Origin of the sequence: Kitasatospora sp. NPDC127121 (assembly GCF_042677305.1) — a bacterium.
Classification (GTDB): Bacteria; Actinomycetota; Actinomycetes; order Streptomycetales; family Streptomycetaceae; genus Kitasatospora.
This window is the reverse complement of the sequence record NZ_JBHXTQ010000116.1, coordinates 1-19325: the sequence shown is the minus strand read 5'-3', so window position 1 is coordinate 19325 and position 19325 is coordinate 1. Positions and strand designations below refer to the sequence as shown.

19 protein-coding genes are annotated in these 19325 nt (G+C 72.6%); 18 read left to right on the top strand and 1 reads right to left on the bottom strand.

Going from position 1 to position 19325, the window contains the following annotated elements:
* Window positions 1–67: 67 nt before the first annotated feature.
* Entirely contained in the window at window positions 68–562 is a 495-nt protein-coding gene (locus ACFVHI_RS34855) for a DUF1772 domain-containing protein (protein ID WP_063350758.1), read from the bottom strand.
* 148 nt (window positions 563–710) lie between these two features.
* Between ACFVHI_RS34855 and ACFVHI_RS34850 the strand changes: the two genes are divergently transcribed.
* The 18 genes from ACFVHI_RS34850 to hypE all read left to right on the top strand — a co-directional run bounded on the left by ACFVHI_RS34850 (window position 711) and on the right by hypE (window position 19211).
* Window positions 711–1718 carry an AraC family transcriptional regulator gene (locus ACFVHI_RS34850; protein ID WP_063350759.1) on the top strand — a complete coding sequence of 336 codons (1008 nt, stop codon included), beginning with the start codon at window positions 711–713 and terminating at the stop codon, window positions 1716–1718.
* A gap of 174 nt (window positions 1719–1892) precedes the next feature.
* Window positions 1893–3053, top strand: a complete 1161-nt coding sequence (locus ACFVHI_RS34845; protein WP_380345933.1) for an SGNH/GDSL hydrolase family protein — start codon at window positions 1893–1895, stop codon at window positions 3051–3053.
* Window positions 3054–3123: 70 nt separating this feature from the next.
* On the top strand, window positions 3124–3756 hold the full coding sequence (locus ACFVHI_RS34840) for a hypothetical protein (RefSeq protein WP_380345931.1): 633 nt from the start codon (window positions 3124–3126) through the stop codon (window positions 3754–3756).
* A 141-nt stretch (window positions 3757–3897) separates the two neighbouring features.
* Window positions 3898–5880, top strand: a complete 1983-nt coding sequence (locus ACFVHI_RS34835) for a LamG-like jellyroll fold domain-containing protein (protein WP_380345929.1) — start codon at window positions 3898–3900, stop codon at window positions 5878–5880.
* Between the two features lie 228 nt (window positions 5881–6108).
* Window positions 6109–7164: a hydrogenase expression protein HypE gene (locus ACFVHI_RS34830; protein ID WP_363378097.1), complete on the top strand. Its 1056-nt coding sequence runs from the start codon at window positions 6109–6111 to the stop codon at window positions 7162–7164.
* Window positions 7165–7253: 89 nt separating this feature from the next.
* Complete coding sequence (locus tag ACFVHI_RS34825) at window positions 7254–9038, top strand: nickel-dependent hydrogenase large subunit (protein WP_063350764.1); 1785 nt, start codon at window positions 7254–7256, stop codon at window positions 9036–9038.
* Entirely contained in the window at window positions 9035–9496 is a 462-nt protein-coding gene (locus tag ACFVHI_RS34820) for a thioredoxin (protein ID WP_380345926.1), read from the top strand. The genes ACFVHI_RS34825 and ACFVHI_RS34820 overlap by 4 nt, the downstream gene beginning before the upstream one ends.
* Window positions 9493–10140 (top strand): DUF5947 family protein, encoded by a 648-nt coding sequence (locus tag ACFVHI_RS34815; RefSeq protein WP_380345924.1) that lies wholly within the window; start codon window positions 9493–9495, stop codon window positions 10138–10140. Before ACFVHI_RS34820 ends, ACFVHI_RS34815 begins: the two co-directional genes overlap by 4 nt.
* The gene (locus ACFVHI_RS34810; RefSeq protein ID WP_380345922.1) at window positions 10137–10853 is read left to right on the top strand and encodes a DUF6084 family protein; all 717 of its coding nucleotides are present in this window, start codon (window positions 10137–10139) and stop codon (window positions 10851–10853) included. The genes ACFVHI_RS34815 and ACFVHI_RS34810 overlap by 4 nt, the downstream gene beginning before the upstream one ends.
* A complete protein-coding gene (locus ACFVHI_RS34805) occupies window positions 10850–12220 on the top strand; it encodes a hypothetical protein (protein WP_380345920.1) in 1371 nt (456 codons plus the stop codon). Before ACFVHI_RS34810 ends, ACFVHI_RS34805 begins: the two co-directional genes overlap by 4 nt.
* Window positions 12217–12732: a hydrogenase maturation protease gene (locus ACFVHI_RS34800; protein WP_380345918.1), complete on the top strand. Its 516-nt coding sequence runs from the start codon at window positions 12217–12219 to the stop codon at window positions 12730–12732. The genes ACFVHI_RS34805 and ACFVHI_RS34800 overlap by 4 nt, the downstream gene beginning before the upstream one ends.
* Window positions 12726–12839: a DUF6893 family small protein gene (locus tag ACFVHI_RS34795; RefSeq protein WP_380345916.1), complete on the top strand. Its 114-nt coding sequence runs from the start codon at window positions 12726–12728 to the stop codon at window positions 12837–12839. Before ACFVHI_RS34800 ends, ACFVHI_RS34795 begins: the two co-directional genes overlap by 7 nt.
* A gap of 217 nt (window positions 12840–13056) precedes the next feature.
* Complete coding sequence (gene hypA, locus ACFVHI_RS34790; protein ID WP_063350769.1) at window positions 13057–13437, top strand: hydrogenase maturation nickel metallochaperone HypA; 381 nt, start codon at window positions 13057–13059, stop codon at window positions 13435–13437.
* A gap of 5 nt (window positions 13438–13442) precedes the next feature.
* Window positions 13443–14267 carry a hydrogenase nickel incorporation protein HypB gene (gene hypB, locus ACFVHI_RS34785; protein WP_380345914.1) on the top strand — a complete coding sequence of 275 codons (825 nt, stop codon included), beginning with the start codon at window positions 13443–13445 and terminating at the stop codon, window positions 14265–14267.
* A complete protein-coding gene (hypF, locus tag ACFVHI_RS34780) occupies window positions 14264–16597 on the top strand; it encodes a carbamoyltransferase HypF (RefSeq protein WP_380345912.1) in 2334 nt (777 codons plus the stop codon). Before hypB ends, hypF begins: the two co-directional genes overlap by 4 nt.
* A gap of 61 nt (window positions 16598–16658) precedes the next feature.
* Window positions 16659–16964 carry a HypC/HybG/HupF family hydrogenase formation chaperone gene (locus ACFVHI_RS34775; protein ID WP_380345910.1) on the top strand — a complete coding sequence of 102 codons (306 nt, stop codon included), beginning with the start codon at window positions 16659–16661 and terminating at the stop codon, window positions 16962–16964.
* Window positions 16961–18085: a hydrogenase formation protein HypD gene (hypD, locus tag ACFVHI_RS34770; protein ID WP_380345908.1), complete on the top strand. Its 1125-nt coding sequence runs from the start codon at window positions 16961–16963 to the stop codon at window positions 18083–18085. Before ACFVHI_RS34775 ends, hypD begins: the two co-directional genes overlap by 4 nt.
* A gap of 106 nt (window positions 18086–18191) precedes the next feature.
* Window positions 18192–19211, top strand: a complete 1020-nt coding sequence (hypE, locus tag ACFVHI_RS34765) for a hydrogenase expression/formation protein HypE (RefSeq protein ID WP_380345936.1) — start codon at window positions 18192–18194, stop codon at window positions 19209–19211.
* Window positions 19212–19325 lie beyond the last annotated feature (114 nt).

The following is a 19325-nucleotide window of genomic DNA, read 5'->3' as shown; positions in this document are numbered from 1 at the left end:
GCCTTCGAACTCCCGCGCGCGTCGTGGGAGTTCGAAGGCGTATCCGGGGGTCCGACCGGGCGCGGGGTCAGGCCTGGCCGTGCAGGATCAGCGCCCAGGCGAGGCAGGCGACGGCGGCGGTGCAGAGCAGGGCGCGCAGCACGTTGAAGCGGACCCAGCGGGCTTCGAAGCGCCCCCGGACGGCGGCCGGGTCGGTGATGCGCCGGGGCTCGCCGCCGGCGGCGAGTTCGTCGTTGAGCGGGATGTTGACGGAGCGGGTGACGCCGATCGCGGCGATGTAGAGCACCAGGGCGGCCACGGTGGCGGGTAGCGCGTGGTGGCCGTCGGAGGGCAGGTGGAGGGCGACGGCGGCGCCGGTGGTGAGGAGCGCGCCGACGAAGCCGAGGACGAACCAGCCGTTCAGGATGGCCACGTTGATGCGCTGCATGACCTCGATGAAGGTGCGGTCCTCGACCCGCGCGAGCGCGGGCATGACCGAGCACGCGAAGGCGTAGAACAACCCGGCGGTCAGTCCACAGGTGACGGTGGCCGCCACCAGTGCGAGTGTGCGTGCCAGTTCCATCTTCGTAGCCCCTCACTGTCTCTGCGTATCGGTTCGTCCCCCGTGCGCCGATCATCCGGCATCCGGGCCGCTCGGGCCACCTCGATCACTCAAGACCCTCTCAAATGACGAACCGTCAAATAATGTCTTGCCGTCTACACTTGGGGCCATGGACACTCTGACGGGACTCCTCGACGGCCCCAAGGCCCGCGGTGCGTTCCTGCTGCGCTCGATCCTCACCCCGCCGTGGTCGCTGCGGATCGAGGACCGGGCCCCGCTGTCGGTGGTGACGATGGTCCGCGGCGAGGCCTGGATCCTGCCCGAGCGCGGTACGCCGCTGCTGCTGCACCCCGGCGACGTGGCGATCGTCCGCGGCCCGGAGCCGTACACGGTGGCGGACGACCCCGACACCCCCGTGGACGTGATCGTCGGCCCCGGGCAGGTCTGCACGCGCGGCGGGGTGGACGTCTCCGAGGTGATGTCGCTCGGCGTCCGGACCTGGGGGCAGGGCCGGGAGGGGGACCAGGCGTCCTCGGTGGTCCTGTCCGGCACCTACCAGGCCGAGCACGAGATCGGCCAGCGCCTGCTCGGCTGCCTGCCCGGCCTGCTGGTCCGCCCGGCCGGCACCGGCGCCGACGACACCCTGGTGCACCTGCTGGCCGCCGAGATAGGGCGCAACGAGCCCGGTCAGGAGCTGGTCCTGGACCGCATCCTGGACCTGCTGGTCGTCTCCGTGCTGCGCTCCTGGCTCGCCGCCCCCGACTCCGGCGCCCCGGCCTGGTACCGCGCCCAGCACGACGCCGTCGTCGGGCCGGTGCTGCGGCTGATGCACGACGACCCGGCCACCGCCTGGACGGTCGCCGACCTCGCCCAGCGGGTCGGGGTGTCGCGGGCGGGCCTGGCCCGCCGTTTCACCGGCCTGGTCGGCGAACCGCCGATGGCCTACCTGGCGGGCTGGCGGCTGGCCGTGGCCGCCGACCTGCTGCGCGAACCCGAGTGCACCGTCGCCTTCGCGGCCCGCAAGGTCGGCTACAGCAACGCCTTCGCCCTCTCGGCGGCCTTCAAGCGCGTCCGCGGTGTCAGTCCGCAGGAGCACCGCCGCCTCGCCGCGACCGGCGCCCCGGCCCAGCAGGCTGGCTTCTCCGGCCCGGCGGAGACGGTCATCCTGGCGGGCTGACGCCGCGGCCGCAGCCGCAGCCGCCGACAGCCAAGGCCTGGGAATCCGAGACCTGGAATCCAAGGCTGCAATCCCATTTGCCTAAACTCATTAGGTAATCCCATACTGGCTATAGCCGGATGGCAGAAGGTGCACGGCACGGGCAGGACCCGCACAGAACGCGATGGAACAGCGATGAACACCTCTTTCACCACCCCCGTCACCGAGGCCCTGCTGCACGGCCACCTCGACGTCGAGCACACCGGGCGCGGCCTGCTGCCGCACCGCCTGCCCGCCCGGGCCCGCCGGCAGCTCCCCGACGAACAGCTCGCGATCGCCGAGTCCCAGCCCACCGGCGTCCGGCTGGCCTTCCGCACCCGCGCCACCGCGATCGACCTGCACACCGTCCCGACCAAGCGGGCCTACGTGGGCGTGCCCACCCCGCCCGACGGGGTGTACGACCTCCTCGTCGACGGGCGGCTGACGGCGCAGACCACGGTGTCCGGCGGCAACCTGCGCACCATCGACCTGGCCACCGGCCGCGTCGAGCTGACCCAGGGCCTGCCCGCCACCGCCCGGTTCACCGGTCTTCCCGCACGGGACAAGACCGTCGAGATCTGGCTCCCGCACACCGAGACCACCGAACTCCTCGCCCTCGACACCGACGCCCCCGTCACCCCGGCCCCGGACGGCACCCGCCGGCGCTGGCTGCACCACGGCAGCTCGATCAGCCACGGCTCCAACGCCACCCACCCGACCGGCACCTGGCCCGCCCTGACGGCGGCCGCGGCCGGCGTCGACCTGGTCAACCTGGGCTTCGGCGGCAGCGCCCTGCTCGACCCGTTCACCGCCCGCGCCATCCGCGACACCCCCGCCGACCTGATCAGCCTGAAGATCGGCATCAACCTCGTCAACGCCGACGTGATGCGCCTGCGCGCCTTCGTCCCTGCGGTGCACGGCTTCCTCGACACCGTCCGCGAAGGACACCCGGCCACACCGCTGCTCGTCGTCTCCTCGATCCTCTGCCCGATCCAGGAGGACACCCCGGGGCCCCTCGCCGCCGACTTCAGCACCGGGGCACTGCGCTTCCGGGCCACCGGCGACCCGGCCGAGACCGCGGCGGGCCGCCTCACCCTCACCGTCATCCGGACCGAACTCGCCCGCATCGTCGCCGCCCGCGTCGCCGACGGCGACCTCAACCTGCACTACCTGGACGGCCGTTCGCTCTACGGCCAGACCGACCACGACGACCACCCGCTCCCCGACGACCTGCACCCGGACCAGTCCGGCCACCACCGCATCGCCGAGCACTTCACCCGCCTCGCCTTCGGAGACACCGGCCCGTTCGCGGACTGACCCGCCCGCCGCCGCCCTCGTGCGCGACAATGATGCGATCAAGGGTCAATGGCCAAGGGGGAGAAGGTCGATGAAGCGCGCGAGGACCGTGATGGCCACAGGCCTGGCCGCGGCCGGGGCAGCCGTGGCACTGGCCGGTTGCGGATCGGTGAGCGCACCGGGCGGCGCGACCGGCGGTACGCCGGTCGGCAGCGCCCCCGCCACCGCGACCACCCCGGCCCGAGAACCCGGTCAGGCCGGAGCCGAGGCCCTGGCCCGCCACGACCGGCTCTTCCCCCAGGTCGCGGCGAAATGCGCGGGCGTCGCCGCCACACCGCCGTCCGCCCCGGCCGCCGCCCCCACGGGCGACGGCGGTACCTGGGCCGACAAGTACGCGGAGAACCACGCCTACAAACAGACCGTCAGGCTCCTCGCCGACGCCCAATGCCGCGGCGCGGCCCACGCGGCACGGATCGCGGACGCCCTGCGGCCCGCCGGCGCGCCGGCCGTCCTCGACGAAGTCGGCCTCCGCGCGGCCCTCCAACGCCTCGGCTACCCGGCCGAGCTGGTCAACGTCCGCACCTCCGCCGGCGCCCCCGGCTTCGACCTCGAAATCCCCGAAGCCGTCCTCTGCGTCAGCGGCCTGCTGACCGCCCGGCCCGACATCCACCCGCACGGCATGTACCTGGACGGCGGCTGCACCGAGCCCAAGGGCGGCCACTGACCTTGTGGGCGTGTTCCACGGAGGTGGCCGACGGGGGACGTTCCCCGGGCGTTCACCGTGCGGAGGCCGGCCGTCCGGTCAGCGGTCCGCGTCGTGCCCCTAGCGTCGCGATCACCGTGTACGGCCCGAGGAGCTGCCCCGATGAACCACCATCAGAACGACCTTCCCCACGATGACCACGGGTCGAGCTGCCCGCGGACCGTCGGGTTCGACTCCGACGCGCCGGCGGCGGCCGGACGCCGCGCCTTCCTGCGCGCGACGGGGCTGGTCGGCGCCGGGCTGGCGGTCCTCGGGGCGGGCTCCACAACGACGGCGACGGCGGCAGCGGCGGACGGGCCCGCCGACGCGACGGCCGACGCCTTCGGCGCGCCCGCCGCCGCGGACGACGGCCGGGGCGCCTGGGATCCGGACCCGGACGGCCCCCGCTTCTCCCTGGCGGTGATGCCCGACACCCAGTACCTCTTCGACGACGACCGGATCCACCCCGCCCCGCTGGAGGCCTCGCTGCGTCACGTGCTGGACGGCAGCGACGAGAACTTCGTCTTCCTCGCGCACCTGGGCGACGTCACCCAGAACGGCAAGGCCGAGGAGTTCGCCGCCGCGGGCAAGGCCTTCACCCTCCTCGACCGCCACGGCGCGGCCTACAGCGTCCTGGCCGGCAACCACGACGTCGGATCGGGCGGCGACGACCAGCGGGGCCGGACGGCGTACCTGGACACCTTCAACCCGGCCCGGTTCGCCCGCTCTGCGACTTTCAAGGGCGCGAGCCCGGACGGCTACAACACCTACCACCTGTTCCGGGGAGCCGGCCGGGACTGGATGGTGCTCTCGCTGGACTGGCGGCTGTCCGACCGCGGCTTCGCCTGGGCGAACTCGGTGATCGCCCAGCACCCGACCGTGCCGGTCATCCTCACCACCCACGACCTCGCCTACGCCGACGACGGCGGCGCCGCCCAGCTGTCCGACCACGGGCACGCCCTCTGGGACAGGCTGATCAGCGGCAACGACCAGATCTTCCTCACCCTGAACGGCCACTACTGGCCGCCCGGCAGCACCACGCTGACCAACAAGGCCGGCCACGACGTCCACGTCCACATCACCAACTACCAGAACCGGTACTACGGCGGCGCGGCGATGATCCGCGCCTACCGATTCGACCTGGACCGCAACACCATCGACGTGCGGACGTACTCGCCCTGGATCCAGCAGCTGGCGGCCGAGAAGGTCAACCGCCTCGCCAGCGAGGAGATCGAGCTGACCGGCCCGGTGGACAGCTTCTCGGTGCAGGTGGACTTCGCGCGGCGGTTCGCCGGCTTCGCCCCGGTCCCGGCCCGCCCGGCCCGCCCCGCGCGGCAGCTGACGATCCCGGGCACGGTCGCCTACTGGCGCTTCGACGGCGGACGGCCGGACGGCAGCGCCGTCGCCGACTCCCAGGTCGTCAAGGACCTGAGCGGCCACGGCAACGACCTCGTGAGCCAGACCGCCCCGGGCAGCCCGGCCGGGACGCTCACCTGGTCCACCGAGTCCCACCCCGACCAGCCCGGCCGCGGCAGCCTCTACTTCGCGGGCCGGGGCAAGCCGGTCCAGGGCGCCTACCTGCAGACCGTCGCCAAGGCCCCGATGAACGCCGACACCTTCCAGCAGGGCTACACCTTCGAGGCGTTCTTCAAGCTGCCGGCCGACTGGGACGCCGGCCGCAACGCCTGGACGGCGCTGCTCAGCCGCTGGGGCACCAGCGGGGAGGCGGGGAAGAGCGGCCCCGACACCGACCCGCAGGAGCCGGTCGCCACGCTCAGCCTGTCCGGCGGGCGGGAATTGCAGTGGTGCGTCTACCCGACCAACCTGAGCGGCCCCGTCACCAACTGGGGCCACGAACTCCCGCTCGGCGCCTGGTGGCACGTCGCGGTCGTCAACAACAAGCGGCTCACCCGGATGTACGTGAACGGCTGCGAGGTCGTCCGCAACCCCTCGACACCGTCCGAGGGCCTCAGCACCCTCGGCCACCCCTGGCTGCTCGGCGGCTACGAGTACGGCGGCGCGCTCAACCAGGTGTTCCACGGCTGGATCGGCGACGTCCGGGTGGTCAACCGCCCCCTGCCGGTCCGGGACTTCATGATTTCCTGACACCCCCGCGCCACCGACGTCCCCGCGCCACCGCGCCCGCCCGGGCACGGTGGCGCGGCGTTTTCGGTGGCTCGCCGAGCCCGTCCGACGGCCACCCGGACGGGTGCGCCGACTTGCGTCCCTTCGAGCGACCGGCCCGGCTCTCTGGACCGGCGGCCGGACTGAACTGCTGCTATGAATTTTTTGAGCCTATCTGTCCGGCTCCCGTTTTTTTGAGGAGGCATCCTCATGGGTGCGGTTGCAACAACTTCAGCCGACGCCGCCGTGGTGCACATTCTCTGGATCAATGCGGGTCTGAGCTGCGACGGGGACTCGGTCTCCCTGACCGCGGCGATGCAGCCCAGCATCGAGGAGATCGTCACCGGCGCACTCCCCGGCCTGCCGAAGGTCGCCGTCCACTGGCCGCTGATCGACTTCGAGTGCGGTCCGGTCCAGGGCGCGGACAACTTCGTGGAGTGGTTCTTCAAGGCGGACCGCGGCGAGCTCGACCCCTTCGTCCTGGTCGTCGAGGGTTCCATCCCGAACGAGACGATCAAGGAGGAGGGCTACTGGTGCGGTTTCGGCGACGACCCGGACACCGGCCAGCCGATCACCACCAGTGAGTGGCTGGACCGCCTCACCCCCAAGGCCACCGCGGTGGTCGCCATCGGCACCTGTGCCACCTACGGCGGCATCCACGCGATGGCCGGCAATCCGACCGGTGCCATGGGCGTGCCCGACTACCTGGGCTGGGACTGGAAGTCCAAGGCGGGCCTGCCGATCGTCTGCGTGCCGGGCTGCCCGATCCAGCCCGACAACTTCGCCGAGACGCTGACCTACCTGCTGTACCAGCTGGCCGGTTCCGCGCCGATGATCCCGTTGGACGACAAGCTGCGTCCGGCCTGGCTGTTCGGCGCGACCGTGCACGAGGGCTGCGACCGCGGCGGGTACTACGAACAGGGCCAGTTCGCCACCGACTACGGCACGCCCGAGTGCCTGGTGCGCCTCGGCTGCTGGGGCCCGGTCGTCAAGTGCAACGTCGCCAAACGCGGCTGGATCAACGGCATCGGCGGCTGCCCCAACGTCGGCGGCATCTGCATCGCCTGCACCATGCCGGGCTTCCCCGACAAGTTCATGCCGTTCATGGACCCGCCGCCCGGCTCCCGGGTCTCCACGGGCGCCAGCTCGGCGTACGGGGCGGTGATCCGCCGCCTGCGCACGATCACGGGCCGGACGGTCGACCAGGAGCCCAAGTGGCGGCACACCGGGCGCCGCCTGACCACCGGTTACCGCCCGCCGTGGTGACCCCTTTCCCCCTTCGGCCCGCCCGCCCCGCCCGGGGCGGGCGGGCCGTTGCAGAGCCTCCTCCCGCTGACAGAAGGGCATGACAGACGATGGCACCGACGACCAGGACGGCCGGCGACGGCAACGGTCTGGTGGAGATGTCCTGGGACCCGATCACCCGGATCGTGGGCAGCCTGGGCATCCACACGAAGATCGACTTCAAGCAGAAGAAGGTCGCGGAGTGCTACAGCACCTCCTCGGTCTTCCGCGGCTACAGCGTCTTCATGCGCGGCAAGGACCCGCGCGACGCGCACTTCATCACCAGCCGGATCTGCGGCATCTGCGGCGACAACCACGCCACCTGTTCGGTCTACGCGCAGAACATGGCCTACGGGGTCAAGCCCCCGCACCTCGGCGAGTGGATCATCAACCTCGGCGAGGCCGCCGAGTACATGTTCGACCACAACATCTTCCAGGAGAACCTGGTCGGGGTCGACTACTGCGAGAAGATGGTCCGCGAGACCAACCCCGGCGTCCTGGAACTGGCCGAACGCACCGAGGCACCCCACGCCGGCGACCACGGGTACCGCACCATCGCCGACATCATGCGCTCACTGAACCCCATCGAGGGCGAGTTCTACCGCGAGGCGCTCCAGGTCAGCCGCTACACCAGGGAGATGTTCTGCCTGATGGAGGGCCGCCACGTGCACCCCTCCACCCTCTACCCCGGCGGCGTCGGCACGGTGGCCACCGTCCAGCTGTTCACCGACTACCTGACCCGGCTGATGCGCTACGTGGAATTCATGAAGAAGGTCGTGCCGCTGCACGACGACCTCTTCGACTTCTTCTACGAGGCCCTGCCCGGCTACGAGGAGGTCGGCCGGCGCCGCGTCATGCTCGGCTGCTGGGGCAGCCTCAACGACCCGGACCACTGCGACTTCACCTACCGCAACATGACGGACTGGGGCCGGCGGATGTTCGTCACCCCGGGCATCGTGGTGGACGGCAAACTCGTCACCAACGACCTCACCGAGATCAACCTCGGCATCCGCATCCTGCTCGGCAGCTCCTACTACGAGGACTGGCAGGGCAAGGAGCTCTTCGTCACCCACGACCCGCTGGGCAACCCCGTCGACCCCCGCCACCCCTGGAACCAGCACACCATCCCCGCCCCGCAGAAACGCGACTTCGACGACAAGTACAGCTGGGTGATGTCCCCCCGCTGGTTCGACGGCAAGGACTACCTCGCCCTCGACACCGGCGGCGGTCCGATCGCCCGCCTGTGGTCCACCGCGCTGTCCGGACTGGTCGACATCGGCTACATCAAGGCCACCGGACACAGCGTGCAGATCAACCTGCCGCGCTCCATGACCAAGCCGGAGACCACCTTCGAGTGGAAGATCCCGCAGTGGAGCAACGCCATCGAACGCAACCGCGCCCGCACCTACTTCCAGGCCTACGCGGCCGCCGCGGCCCTGCACTTCGCCGAGAAGGCGCTCGACGAGGTCCGCGCCGGGCGCAGCCAGACCTGGGAGCGCTTCGAGGTGCCGGACGAGTCGATCGGCTGCGGCTTCACCGAGGCCGTACGCGGCGTGCTGTCCCACCACATGGTGATCCGGGACGGCAAGATCGCCAACTACCACCCCTACCCGCCGACCCCGTGGAACGCCAGCGTCCGCGACAGCTTCGGCACCCCCGGCCCCTACGAGGACGCCGTCCAGAACACCCCGATCTTCGAGGAGAACCCCCCGGAGACCTTCAAGGGCATCGACATCATGCGCGCCGTGCGCAGCTTCGACCCCTGCCTGCCCTGCGGCGTCCACATGTACCTGGGCGACGGCAGGACGGTGCAGACCATGCACGTGCCCACCGGGCTGAGCGGACTCACCGCATGACCCCGGAACAGACGGGGGCCCGCATCCAGGAGGCCCTGGACCACCTGGCCGGCGCCGACGCGCAGGAGGCCGGCGAGCACCTCGTCCGCGAACTGATGGCCCTCTACGGCGACGCCCTGGCCCGCCTCGTCCAGGCCCTGCCGCCCGCCGCGCTGGCCCGGCTGCTGGACGAACCGTCGCTCGCCGGGCTGCTCGTCCTGCACGACCTGCACCCCGAGGACGTCACCGCCCGCATCACCCGCGCACTCGCCACCCTGCCCGAACCGGTCGACCTGGCCGCCTTCGACCCCGCCACCGGCACCGCCCGGCTGCGCCGCACCCGCAGCGGCTGCGGGTGCGGCGAACAGGACATCGAGAACGCCCTGGCCTGCCACGCGCCCGAGGTCACCGCGGTCGAACTCGAACGCCCCGCGGAACTGCTGCAGATCGGCGCTCGGCCCCCGGCGGGCCCGCGATGACCTTCCGCCAGCTCGACCGGCCCGGCACCGCGCTGCTGCGCCGGCTGCGGGAGCCCGCACCCCCGCAGCCGCAACGCTGCGAGTTCTGCGGCCGGCACCTGCCCGCCGAGCACCGCCACCTGGCGGACACCGACCAGCAGGCGCTCACCTGCGCCTGCACCGCCTGCGCCCTGCTGTTCCAGCAGCCCGGCGCGGCCGACGGCCGCTACCACGCCGTCCCCGACCGCTACCTGACCGACCCGGCACACCCCCTCGGCGAGGACGCCTGGGCCGTCCTCGGCATCCCCGTCGCCACCGCGTTCCTGCTGCGCACCACACGTCTGCAGCGGTCCGTCCTGCTCTACCCAGGACCGGGCGGCGCGACCGAGGCCGAACCCGACGAGGCCGCCTGGCAGGCCGCGCTCGGCGGCAGCCGCCTGTACGCCGCACTGCGGCCGGACGTGGAGGCGCTGCTGCTGCGGCGCGACACCGACGGCATCCAGTGCTACCTGGTGCCGGTCGACGTCTGCTACGAACTCGTCGGCCGACTGCGGCGCTGCTGGAAGGGCTTCGACGGCGGGGCCGAGGCGCGCGCCGAACAGACCGCCTTCTTCGAGCGCCTGGCCGCCCGGTCCCGCGTCCTCCCCGAAGGCGGCGCCCGGTGACCTCGATCTCCTTCGCCTGCACCGGGGTGCGGGCCGATCCCTACGCCGCCGGGCCCGCCCTGGTCTTCCGGCTGCGCATCACCGCCCCCGCCGAGGTGCGGGTGCACGCGCTGGCGCTGCGCTGCCAGCTGCGGATCGAACCGGCCCGGCGCCGCTACGGCGACGCCGAGGGCGGGCGGCTGACCGACCTGTTCGGCGAGCGCTCACGCTGGGCCGGCACCCTCCACCCGGTCCAGTTCGCCCAGGTCCCGCTGCTGGTCGGCGCGTTCACCGGCGAGACCGAGACCGACCTGGTGGTGCCCTGCACCTACGACATGGACGTCTCCGCCGCCCGCTACCTCGCGGCACTGGACGACGGGGACGTGCCGCTGCTGCTGCTCTTCTCGGGCACCGCCTTCGCCGGCCCCGGCGGCTTCCAGGTCACCCCGGTGGCCTGGGACCAGGAAGCCGCCGTGCGGATGCCGGTCAAGGTCTGGCGGGAGGCGATCGACGCGCACTTCCCGGGCTGCGGCTGGCTCCGGCTGCCCGCCGACCTGATGGCCGAACTGCTCGCCTACCGCTCCCGGCGCGCCCTGCCGTCCTGGGAGGCCACCGTGCGCGAACTGCTCGGCACGGCCCGGACCACGAAGCCGTCCCAGACCGTGAAGCCGTCCCAGGCCGCGAAGCCACCCCAGGCCGTCACGGCGGCCCAGACCGCGAAGGGGGAGCGGTGACCGCGCCCGCCCACGAGAGCGAGAACAGGTTCGCCCACGCCCGGCAGATCGCCGACGCCGTCCTGTTCGAGGGCTACGTGCTCTACCCCTACCGGGCGTCAGCGGCCAAGAACCGGCTGCGCTGGCAGTTCGGCGTCCTGACCCCGCCGCGCTACGGCGCCGACAGCGGCGAGCACTCCCACCAGCGCACCGAATGCGTGATGGAAGCGCGCCAGGGCGACCAGCTGGCCGTCGAACTGCGGTTCCTGCGCCTGCAACGGCGGACGGTCCAAGAAGCAGGCAGACAGGGCGGATTCCGGACCGTCGATGAGCTGGAGCTCGCCGACCGGGTGCTCGTCCCCTGGGACGAAGGGGTCGAGGAACGGATCGAACTCCTCATCCCAGTAGAGGAATTGGCGTCCGGTGAAGCCGTCCGCAGCTTCGAACTCGACGCGTCCGAGGACGAGGAACGGCTCGTCGAGGACGGCACGTTGGCCGGGCGGCTCCTGCGCCGCCGGGAACGGGTCCAGGGCCGCCTGCGGATCACCACCCAGGACGTACCCGGCCCCTACCGGGCGCAGCGGCTGACCGTCCTGGTGGAGAACACCTCCGACTGGGACCCGTTCCCCGGCACCCGCCGCGAGACCGCACTGGCACACGCCCTCGTCTCGGCCCACCTGCTGCTCGGCCTCGACCGCGGCTCCTTCCTCTCGGCGACCGACCCGCCCGAGTGGGCGGGCGAGGCGGTGCGCGCCTGCCGCAACGAGCACACCTGGCCCGTGCTGGCAGGCCCGCCCGGCAGCGGCAAGGTGCTGCTCTCCTCGCCGATCGTCCTGGAGGACCACCCGCACATCGCCCCCGAGAGTCCCGGCGCGCTCTACGACGCCACCGAGATCGACGAGATCCTCGCGCTGCGCACCGCGGCCCTGACCGAGCGGGAGAAGCGCGAGGCCCGGGGCACCGACGACCGGGCCGGCGCGGTGATCGACCTCGCCGACTCGATGCCCCCCGAGATCCTGGAACGGCTGCACGGCGCCGTCCGGGGGCTGCGCGAACTCACCGACCCCGAAGCCGGGGCGGACCGGCCCTGGTGGGATCCGGGCAACGACCCGCAGACCGACCCCGGACGGGACCAGGTGATGATCGACGGCCGCCCGGTCGCCGCCGGCAGCCGGGTGCGGCTCCGGCCCGGTCGCCGCCGCACCGACGCCCAGGACCTGTTCCTGCACGGGCGAACCGCGCTGGTGGAGGCGGTGCTGCACGACGTCGACGGTTCGGTGCACCTGGCCGTCACCGTGGACGACGACCCGGGCGCCGACCTGTGGCGGGCGCAGGGCCGCTTCCGGTACTTCCAGCCGGACGAGGTCGCGTTGGTGGAAGAGCGGTGAGCGCCGACCGGACCGGGCGGGTCCTGGTCGCCGGGGTCGGCAACATCTTCCTCGGCGACGACGGCTTCGGGGTCGAGACCGTCCGGCGCCTCGCCGCCCGGGAGCTGCCCGCCGGCGTCGAGCTCCTCGACGTGGGCGTGCGCGGCGTCCACCTGGCCTACCAACTCCTCGACGGCTACCGGACGCTGGTGCTCGTCGACGCCACTGCGCGCGGTGGCGAGCCGGGGACGGTGTACCTGATCGAAGCGGACGCCGGACCGGTGGAGTCGATGGTCCTGGACGGCCACCGGATGGGCCCGGACGCCGTACTGGCCCTGCTCGCCACCCTGGCCGCCGGAACGGGCGGCACCGCGCCCGGGCGGGTCCTGGTGGTCGGCTGCGAACCCGCCTCACTGGAGGAGGGAGTCGGACTGAGCACCCCGGTGGCCGCCGCCGTCGACGAGGCGGTCGCCGTGATCCTGCGCGTCCTCACCACGGACGCACCCACCCACAGAGAGGCGGCACCATGCTGAAGAACCTCGCCGTCGCGGCCGCCGCGGCCGTCCTGGCCGCAGCCGCGGCGCTGATCTGGCAGAGCCTTCCCGACCTGAGGCGCTACCTGCGGATCCGGCGGATGTAGGAGCGGACGCGGTAGCGGAGCAGTACGCGCGGGGGCCACCACCGGCGTGCTGCGAACAGGTAGTCACGGATACGGCGGCGGCGCGGCTTCGAGCCGTTCCCGCCGCCGCACCCTGTAATGGGGCCTGTTGCTCACGGGGCCTGTTGCTCACGGGGCCCGGACACCGGGCCCGCGCCCCCAAGGAGCCGGGCGCCTCCAGTGGCGGGAAACGAGACAGATGCACGAGATGTCGATCGCGACGGCCGTCGTCGACCAGGTGGACCGGGCTGCCCGCGCACACGGGGAGAGCGCCGTGGCCAGAGTCCGGCTGCAGATCGGCGAACTGGCCGGAGTCGTCCCGTCGGCACTCGACTTCTGCTTCGAACTGGCCTGTGCCGGAACGCTGTTGGAAGGTGCGGTGCTGGAGACCGAGGCTGTCGCCGCACGGGCGAAGTGTACGCCCTGCGGGGTCGAGTGGAGCGTCGGCATGCCGCCCGACCTGGGCTGCCCGCGCTGCGCCGGTGCCAGGGTCGAACTGCTGGCCGGGCGTGAGCTGCAGATCCTCGGCGTCGAGTGGTCCGAGCCCCCGGCGGGCGCCCGGACCGATCAAGGAGGCTGAAACCGATGTGTCGCACCGTCGATCTCCGGCAGGCGGTTCTCGCCCGCAATGACGACGACGCCCGGCGGCTGCGGGCGGAACTGGCCGCCCGGGGCACCGCCGTGGTGAACCTGCTGTCCAGCCCGGGCAGCGGCAAGACGGCGCTCCTGGAGGCCGAACTCGGCCTGGCCCGGGAGCGCGAGGTGCCCGTCGCGGCCCTCACCGCCGACCTCGCCACCGAGAACGACGCGCGTCGGCTGGCCCGTTCGGGCGCGCCGGTGAAGCAGGTCCTCACCGACGGCCTGTGCCACCTGGAGACGGCGATGCTGCGAGGGCACCTGGCCGGCTGGTTGCCGCCGGACACCCGGCTGCTGTTCGTCGAGAACGTCGGCAACCTGGTCTGCCCCGCCTCCTACGATCTCGGCGAGTCGCTGCGGGTCGTCCTCGCCTCGGTCACCGAGGGAGAGGACAAGCCGCTCAAGTACCCGACCGCCTTCGGACTGGCCAACCTGGTGCTGGTCACCAAGGCGGACCTCGCCGTCGCGGCACAGTTCGACGAAGCCGCCTTCCTCGCGAGCGTCGCGCGGGTCAACCCGGGGGTGGAGGTGGTCTTCACCTCGGCCCGCACCGGGCAGGGTGCCGGGGCGCTGCTGGACCGGGCGCTCGCGGTGCTGGCCGGCGTGCAGGTCCACCGGCCGGTGATGGCCGGCGCGCACGACCACACCCACGACCACAGCCACGACCACGACCACACCCACGACCACGGCAACAACCACAGCCACGGCAACGGCAACGACCACGCCCACGCGGGGGCCCACGACCACCCGCACCCGGCCGTGGACCTGTCGTGACCACGGATCAGCAGCCGCCCCTGCTCCAGCGCCGCCGGGTCGCCGTGCGCGGACTCGTCCAAGGCGTCGGATTCCGACCGTTCGTCTTCACCCTCGCCACCGAACTCGGCCTGTCCGGCAGCGTCACCAACACCGGCGAGGGCGTACTCGCCGAGATCGAGGGCACCGGCGAGGCGGTGACCGCGTTCTGCCGACGCATCGCCAGCGACGCGCCCCGGCTCGCCGACGTCGCCTCGGTGGACCACCAGCCGCTGGCCGTCACCGGCACACCGGGCTTCGTCATCACACCCTCCCGCGCCGACGGACCGCACCGCACCCAGATCCCCCCGGACACCGCCACCTGCGCCGACTGCCTCGCCGAACTGGCCGACCCCGCCGACCGTCGCTACCGGCACCCGTTCATCAGCTGCACCAACTGCGGGCCCCGGCACACCATCGTCACCGCCCTGCCGTACGACCGGGCCAACACCACGATGGCGGCCTTCGCGATGTGCCCCGACTGCGCCCGCGAGTACGCCGACCCGGCCGACCGGCGTTTCCACGCCCAGCCCGTCGCCTGCCACACCTGCGGCCCGACCCTCACCCTGTCCGTCCCCGGGCTCCCCGTGCTCGACGGCGAGCAGGCGCTCACCGAGGCCCGGCGCCTGATCACCTGCGGAGCGGTCCTGGCCGTCAAGGGCATCGGCGGCTACCACCTGGCCTGCGACGCCACCGACGCGGATACCGTCGCCCTGCTGCGCCGGCGCAAGCGGCGCGGCGACAAGCCCTTCGCCCTGATGGCCCGCGACCTCGAACAGCTCAGGGCACTGGCGGCATCCGGGGCGGTGGAGCTGGGGCCCGTCGAGGAGGAACTGCTCACCGGCCCGGTGCGGCCGATCGTGCTGCTGCGCCGGGGGGCACACCGGCTCGCGGAGCTGGAAGCAGCCGCTCCGCGCAGCCCCGACCTCGGCGTGCTGCTGCCGTACACCCCGCTGCACCACCTCCTGCTCGCCCCTCCCGGCCCCGGACTGCTGGTCATGACCAGCGCGAACCTGTCCGGCGAGCCCATCGTGACGGACGACCGGGAGGCCCTCGCCCGTCTCGCCCCGCTGGTCGACGGCTGGCTCACCCACGACCGCCCCATCCACGTGCCCTGCGAGGACTCCGTGGTGCGGGTGGTGGACGGGCACCTGCTGCCGGTACGGCGCTCGCGCGGCTACGTGCCGCTCCCGGTGCCCCTGCCGGTGTCGGTGCGGCCCGCGCTGGCCGCGGGCGGCGACCTCAAGAACACCTTCGCGCTGGCCCGGGACGGCTACGCCTGGCTGTCCGGCCACCTCGGCGACATGGACGACCTCGCCACCCTGCGGGCGTTCGACCGCGCGGTGGACCACCTCGGGGCTGTCACCGGCGTGCAGCCCGAGGTGCTCGTCGTCGACCGCCACCCCGGCTACCGCTCCGCCCGGCACGTGCGCAGGTCGGCCCGGGGCCGTGAGGTACGGGACGTCCAGCACCACCACGCGCACATCGCCTCGGTGATGGCCGAGCACGGCCTCGACGGCAGCCGGCCCGTGATCGGGATCGCCTTCGACGGCACCGGTTACGGAGTGGACGGCGCGGTGTGGGGCGGAGAGGCGCTGCTGGCCGACTACCGGGGCTTTCGGCGTCTCGCCCGGCTCGACTACGTTCCGCTGCCGGGGGGCGATGCGGCCGTGGTGCGTCCGTACCGGATGGCGCTGGCCCATCTGCGGGCGGCGGGGCTCCCGTGGGCGGCCGGTCTGCCGCCGGTGCGCTCCTGCCCTGAAGGCGAACTCCGACTGCTGTCACAGCAGTTGGATAGATCGGTGAACTGCGTGCCGACCTCCAGCATGGGCCGGCTGTTCGATGCGGTGTCCTCGCTGGCCGGGGTCTGCCAGAAAGCCGGGTACGAGGCGCAGGCGGCGATCGAGCTGGAGGCGGCCGCCCTCGCGCACGGGCCGGTGCCCGGCCCGGGGGAGGGCTACGCATTCCAACTCGTCGACGAGGGCGGGATGATGACCGCCCGACCCGGGCCGGTGCTGGCTGCGGTGGTGGCGGACCTGGCAGCAGGGGCGCCGCCCGGGCTGATCGCCGCCCGGTTCCATGCGGCGGTGGCCGCGCTGGTGCGGGCGGTGTGCGCCGATATCAGGCGGCGGCACGGCACCGGGACGGTCGCGCTGAGCGGCGGCGTCTTCGCCAACGCGCTGCTGTCCTCGGCATGCGCGCGGGGTCTGACGGAGGACGGGTTCACCGTGCTGCGGCACCGCCGGGTGCCGCCCAACGACGCGGGGCTCGCGCTCGGCCAGTTGATGGTGGCGGCGCGGGCCGACGGCTGAGCGCCCCGCACGTACGGAGTTCGGCAGGTTCGGAGGAACCGGAGAGAGGAGGGAGACCGCAATGTGCCTGGCGGTACCCGGAAGAGTGTTGGAGATCGCGGAACGCGACGGGACCAGGATGGCGGTCGTCGACTTCGGCGGGGTCGTCAAGGACGTGTGCCTGGAATACCTGCCGGACCTGAAGGTGGGCGAGTACGCCATCGTCCACGTCGGGTTCGCGCTGCAGCGGCTGGACGAGGAATCGGCCCGCCGGACCTTGCAGCTGTTCGAGGAACTCGGCCTGCTCCAGGAGGAGTTCGGCGACCCCTGGGAGGCCGCGGCTGCGGCGACTGCGGTGTCCTCGGCGAAGCAGGAGGAGGAACGGTGAGATACCTGGAGGAGTTCCAGAACCCCGAGCTGGCCGGTGGTCTGCTCGCCGACATCAGGGCGACGGTCACCCGGCCGTGGGCGCTGATGGAGGTGTGCGGCGGCCAGACGCACAGCATCATCCGCCACGGGATCGACCAACTGCTGCCGCCCGAGGTCGAGTTGATCCACGGCCCGGGCTGCCCGGTATGCGTCACCCCGCTGGAGGTGATCGACAAGGCGCTGGAGATCGCGGCCCGGCCCGAGGTGATCTTCTGCTCCTTCGGCGACATGCTGCGCGTGCCCGGAACCGGCCGCGACCTCTTCCGGGTGCGCGGCGAGGGCGGCGACGTCCGGGTGGTGTACTCCCCGCTGGACGCGCTGCGGATCGCCGAGGAGAACCCGCACCGGGAGGTCGTCTTCTTCGGCATCGGCTTCGAGACGACCGCACCACCCAACGCCATGGCCGTGTACCAGGCCAGGAAGCGGGGCATCGGCAACTTCAGCATGCTGGTCTCGCACGTACGGGTGCCACCCGCCATCGAGGCCATCATGAACTCGCCGCAGTGCCGGGTCCAGGGCTTCCTCGCCGCCGGACACGTGTGCAGCGTGATGGGCATCGACGAATACCCCGCGCTCGCCGAACGCCACCGGGTGCCGATCGTCGTCACCGGCTTCGAACCGCTGGACATCCTGGAGGGAATCCGGCGCACCGTACGGCAGTTGGAGCGCGGCGAGCACACCGTCGACAACGCCTACGCGCGGGCCGTGCGCCCGGAGGGCAACCCGGCGGCCCGGGCCATGCTGGAGGACGTCTTCGAAGTGACCGACCGAGCCTGGCGCGGCATCGGCGTCATCCCGGACAGCGGCTGGCGACTCTCCCCGCGCTACCGCGACCACGACGCCGAGCACCGTTTCGACGTCGCGCGGATCACCACCGTCGAACCCGCGCAGTGCCGCAGCGGGGAAGTCCTCCAGGGGCTGCTCAAGCCGCACCAGTGCGAGGCCTTCGGCACCGCCTGCACCCCGCGCACCCCGCTCGGCGCCACCATGGTCTCCAGCGAGGGCGCCTGCGCCGCCTACTACCTCTACCGGCGGCTCGACGCGCCGGGCATGGCCCGGGAGGCGAGCCCCGTTGGCTGAGACCCAGACCCAGACTCAGACCCAGACCCAGACCCAGACCCAGACCCAGACCCAGACCCAGACCGGCGCCGGCGGCGCCCCGGACCTCCTCGGATGGAGCTGTCCACTGCCGCTGCGCGACCACCCCCGGGTGGTGATGGGGCACGGCGGAGGCGGGGTGCTGTCGGCCGAACTGGTGGCGAACCTGTTCGCCCCGGCCTTCGGCGGGCCGGTGCTCGCCGGGCTCGCGGACTCGGCGGTCGTCGAGCTCGGCGGTGCCAGACTCGCCTTCTCCACCGATTCCTACGTCGTGCGGCCGCTCTTCTTCCCCGGCGGCAGCATCGGCGACCTCGCGGTCAACGGCACCGTCAACGACCTGGCCATGAGCGGGGCCCAGCCGGCCTATCTGTCCTGCGGCTTCATCCTGGAGGAGGGCGTGGAGACGGCCGTGGTCGCGCACGTCGCCCAGGCGCTGGGCGCCGCCGCCCGGGCCGCCGGGGTGGAGGTGGTCACCGGCGACACCAAGGTCGTCGAGGCCGGGCACGGCGACGGCGTGTACCTGAACACCGCCGGCATCGGCCTCGTCCCCGCCGGAGTCGACATCCGGCCGCAGCGCGCCGCGCCCGGCGACGTGGTGATCGTCAGCGGTGAGATCGGCCTGCACGGCGTGGCCATCATGAGTGTGCGCGAGGGCCTGGAATTCGGCGTTGAGATCGAGAGCGACTGCGCGGCCCTCGGCTCACTGGTGGCCGCGATGCTGGCCGTCACACCCGACCTGCACGTCCTGCGCGACCCCACCCGGGGCGGCCTCGCGGCGGCGCTCGGCGAGATCGCCGAGGCCGCCCGGGTGGGTGTCGTGGTGAACGAGCGCGCCGTCCCCGTGCCCGCGCAGGTCGCCAACGCCTGTGCCATCCTCGGTCTCGACCCGTTCTACGTCGCCAACGAGGGCAAGCTGGTCGCCTTCGTCCCGCGCGAGCACGCCGACGCCGTCCTCGCCGCGATGCGGGCGCACCCGCTGGGCGCGCGCTCGGCAGTGATCGGCGAGTGCGTGGCGGACCACCCCGGCATGGTCGTCTGCCGTACCCCCTTCGGCGGCACCCGCGTCATCGACCTGCCGATGGGGGAGCAACTCCCGCGGATCTGCTGAGGGTTCCACCCGCCTCGTGCGGGTGGGGGAACAGGATCGGGGGGGGGTGCGGGGGGACCCGGTCGGGACCCCCAACGGTTTCAGGGGGGGGGGGTTATAAAAAAAGTAGCGGGC

What these genes read in the sequence shown, in the direction of transcription:
- ACFVHI_RS34855 (WP_063350758.1), bottom strand. Translation starts at nt 562, where the DNA reads ATGGAACTGGCACGCACACTCGCACTGGTGGCGGCCACCGTCACCTGT.
- ACFVHI_RS34820 (WP_380345926.1), top strand. Translation starts at nt 9,035, where the DNA reads ATGACCCCGGAACAGACGGGGGCCCGCATCCAGGAGGCCCTGGACCAC.
- hypA (WP_063350769.1), top strand. Translation starts at nt 13,057, where the DNA reads ATGCACGAGATGTCGATCGCGACGGCCGTCGTCGACCAGGTGGACCGG.
- ACFVHI_RS34795 (WP_380345916.1), top strand. Translation starts at nt 12,726, where the DNA reads ATGCTGAAGAACCTCGCCGTCGCGGCCGCCGCGGCCGTCCTGGCCGCA.
- ACFVHI_RS34845 (WP_380345933.1), top strand. Translation starts at nt 1,893, where the DNA reads ATGAACACCTCTTTCACCACCCCCGTCACCGAGGCCCTGCTGCACGGC.
- ACFVHI_RS34835 (WP_380345929.1), top strand. Translation starts at nt 3,898, where the DNA reads ATGAACCACCATCAGAACGACCTTCCCCACGATGACCACGGGTCGAGC.
- ACFVHI_RS34775 (WP_380345910.1), top strand. Translation starts at nt 16,659, where the DNA reads ATGTGCCTGGCGGTACCCGGAAGAGTGTTGGAGATCGCGGAACGCGAC.
- ACFVHI_RS34840 (WP_380345931.1), top strand. Translation starts at nt 3,124, where the DNA reads ATGAAGCGCGCGAGGACCGTGATGGCCACAGGCCTGGCCGCGGCCGGG.
- ACFVHI_RS34850 (WP_063350759.1), top strand. Translation starts at nt 711, where the DNA reads ATGGACACTCTGACGGGACTCCTCGACGGCCCCAAGGCCCGCGGTGCG.
- ACFVHI_RS34830 (WP_363378097.1), top strand. Translation starts at nt 6,109, where the DNA reads ATGGGTGCGGTTGCAACAACTTCAGCCGACGCCGCCGTGGTGCACATT.
- hypB (WP_380345914.1), top strand. Translation starts at nt 13,443, where the DNA reads ATGTGTCGCACCGTCGATCTCCGGCAGGCGGTTCTCGCCCGCAATGAC.
- ACFVHI_RS34825 (WP_063350764.1), top strand. Translation starts at nt 7,254, where the DNA reads ATGGCACCGACGACCAGGACGGCCGGCGACGGCAACGGTCTGGTGGAG.
- ACFVHI_RS34815 (WP_380345924.1), top strand. Translation starts at nt 9,493, where the DNA reads ATGACCTTCCGCCAGCTCGACCGGCCCGGCACCGCGCTGCTGCGCCGG.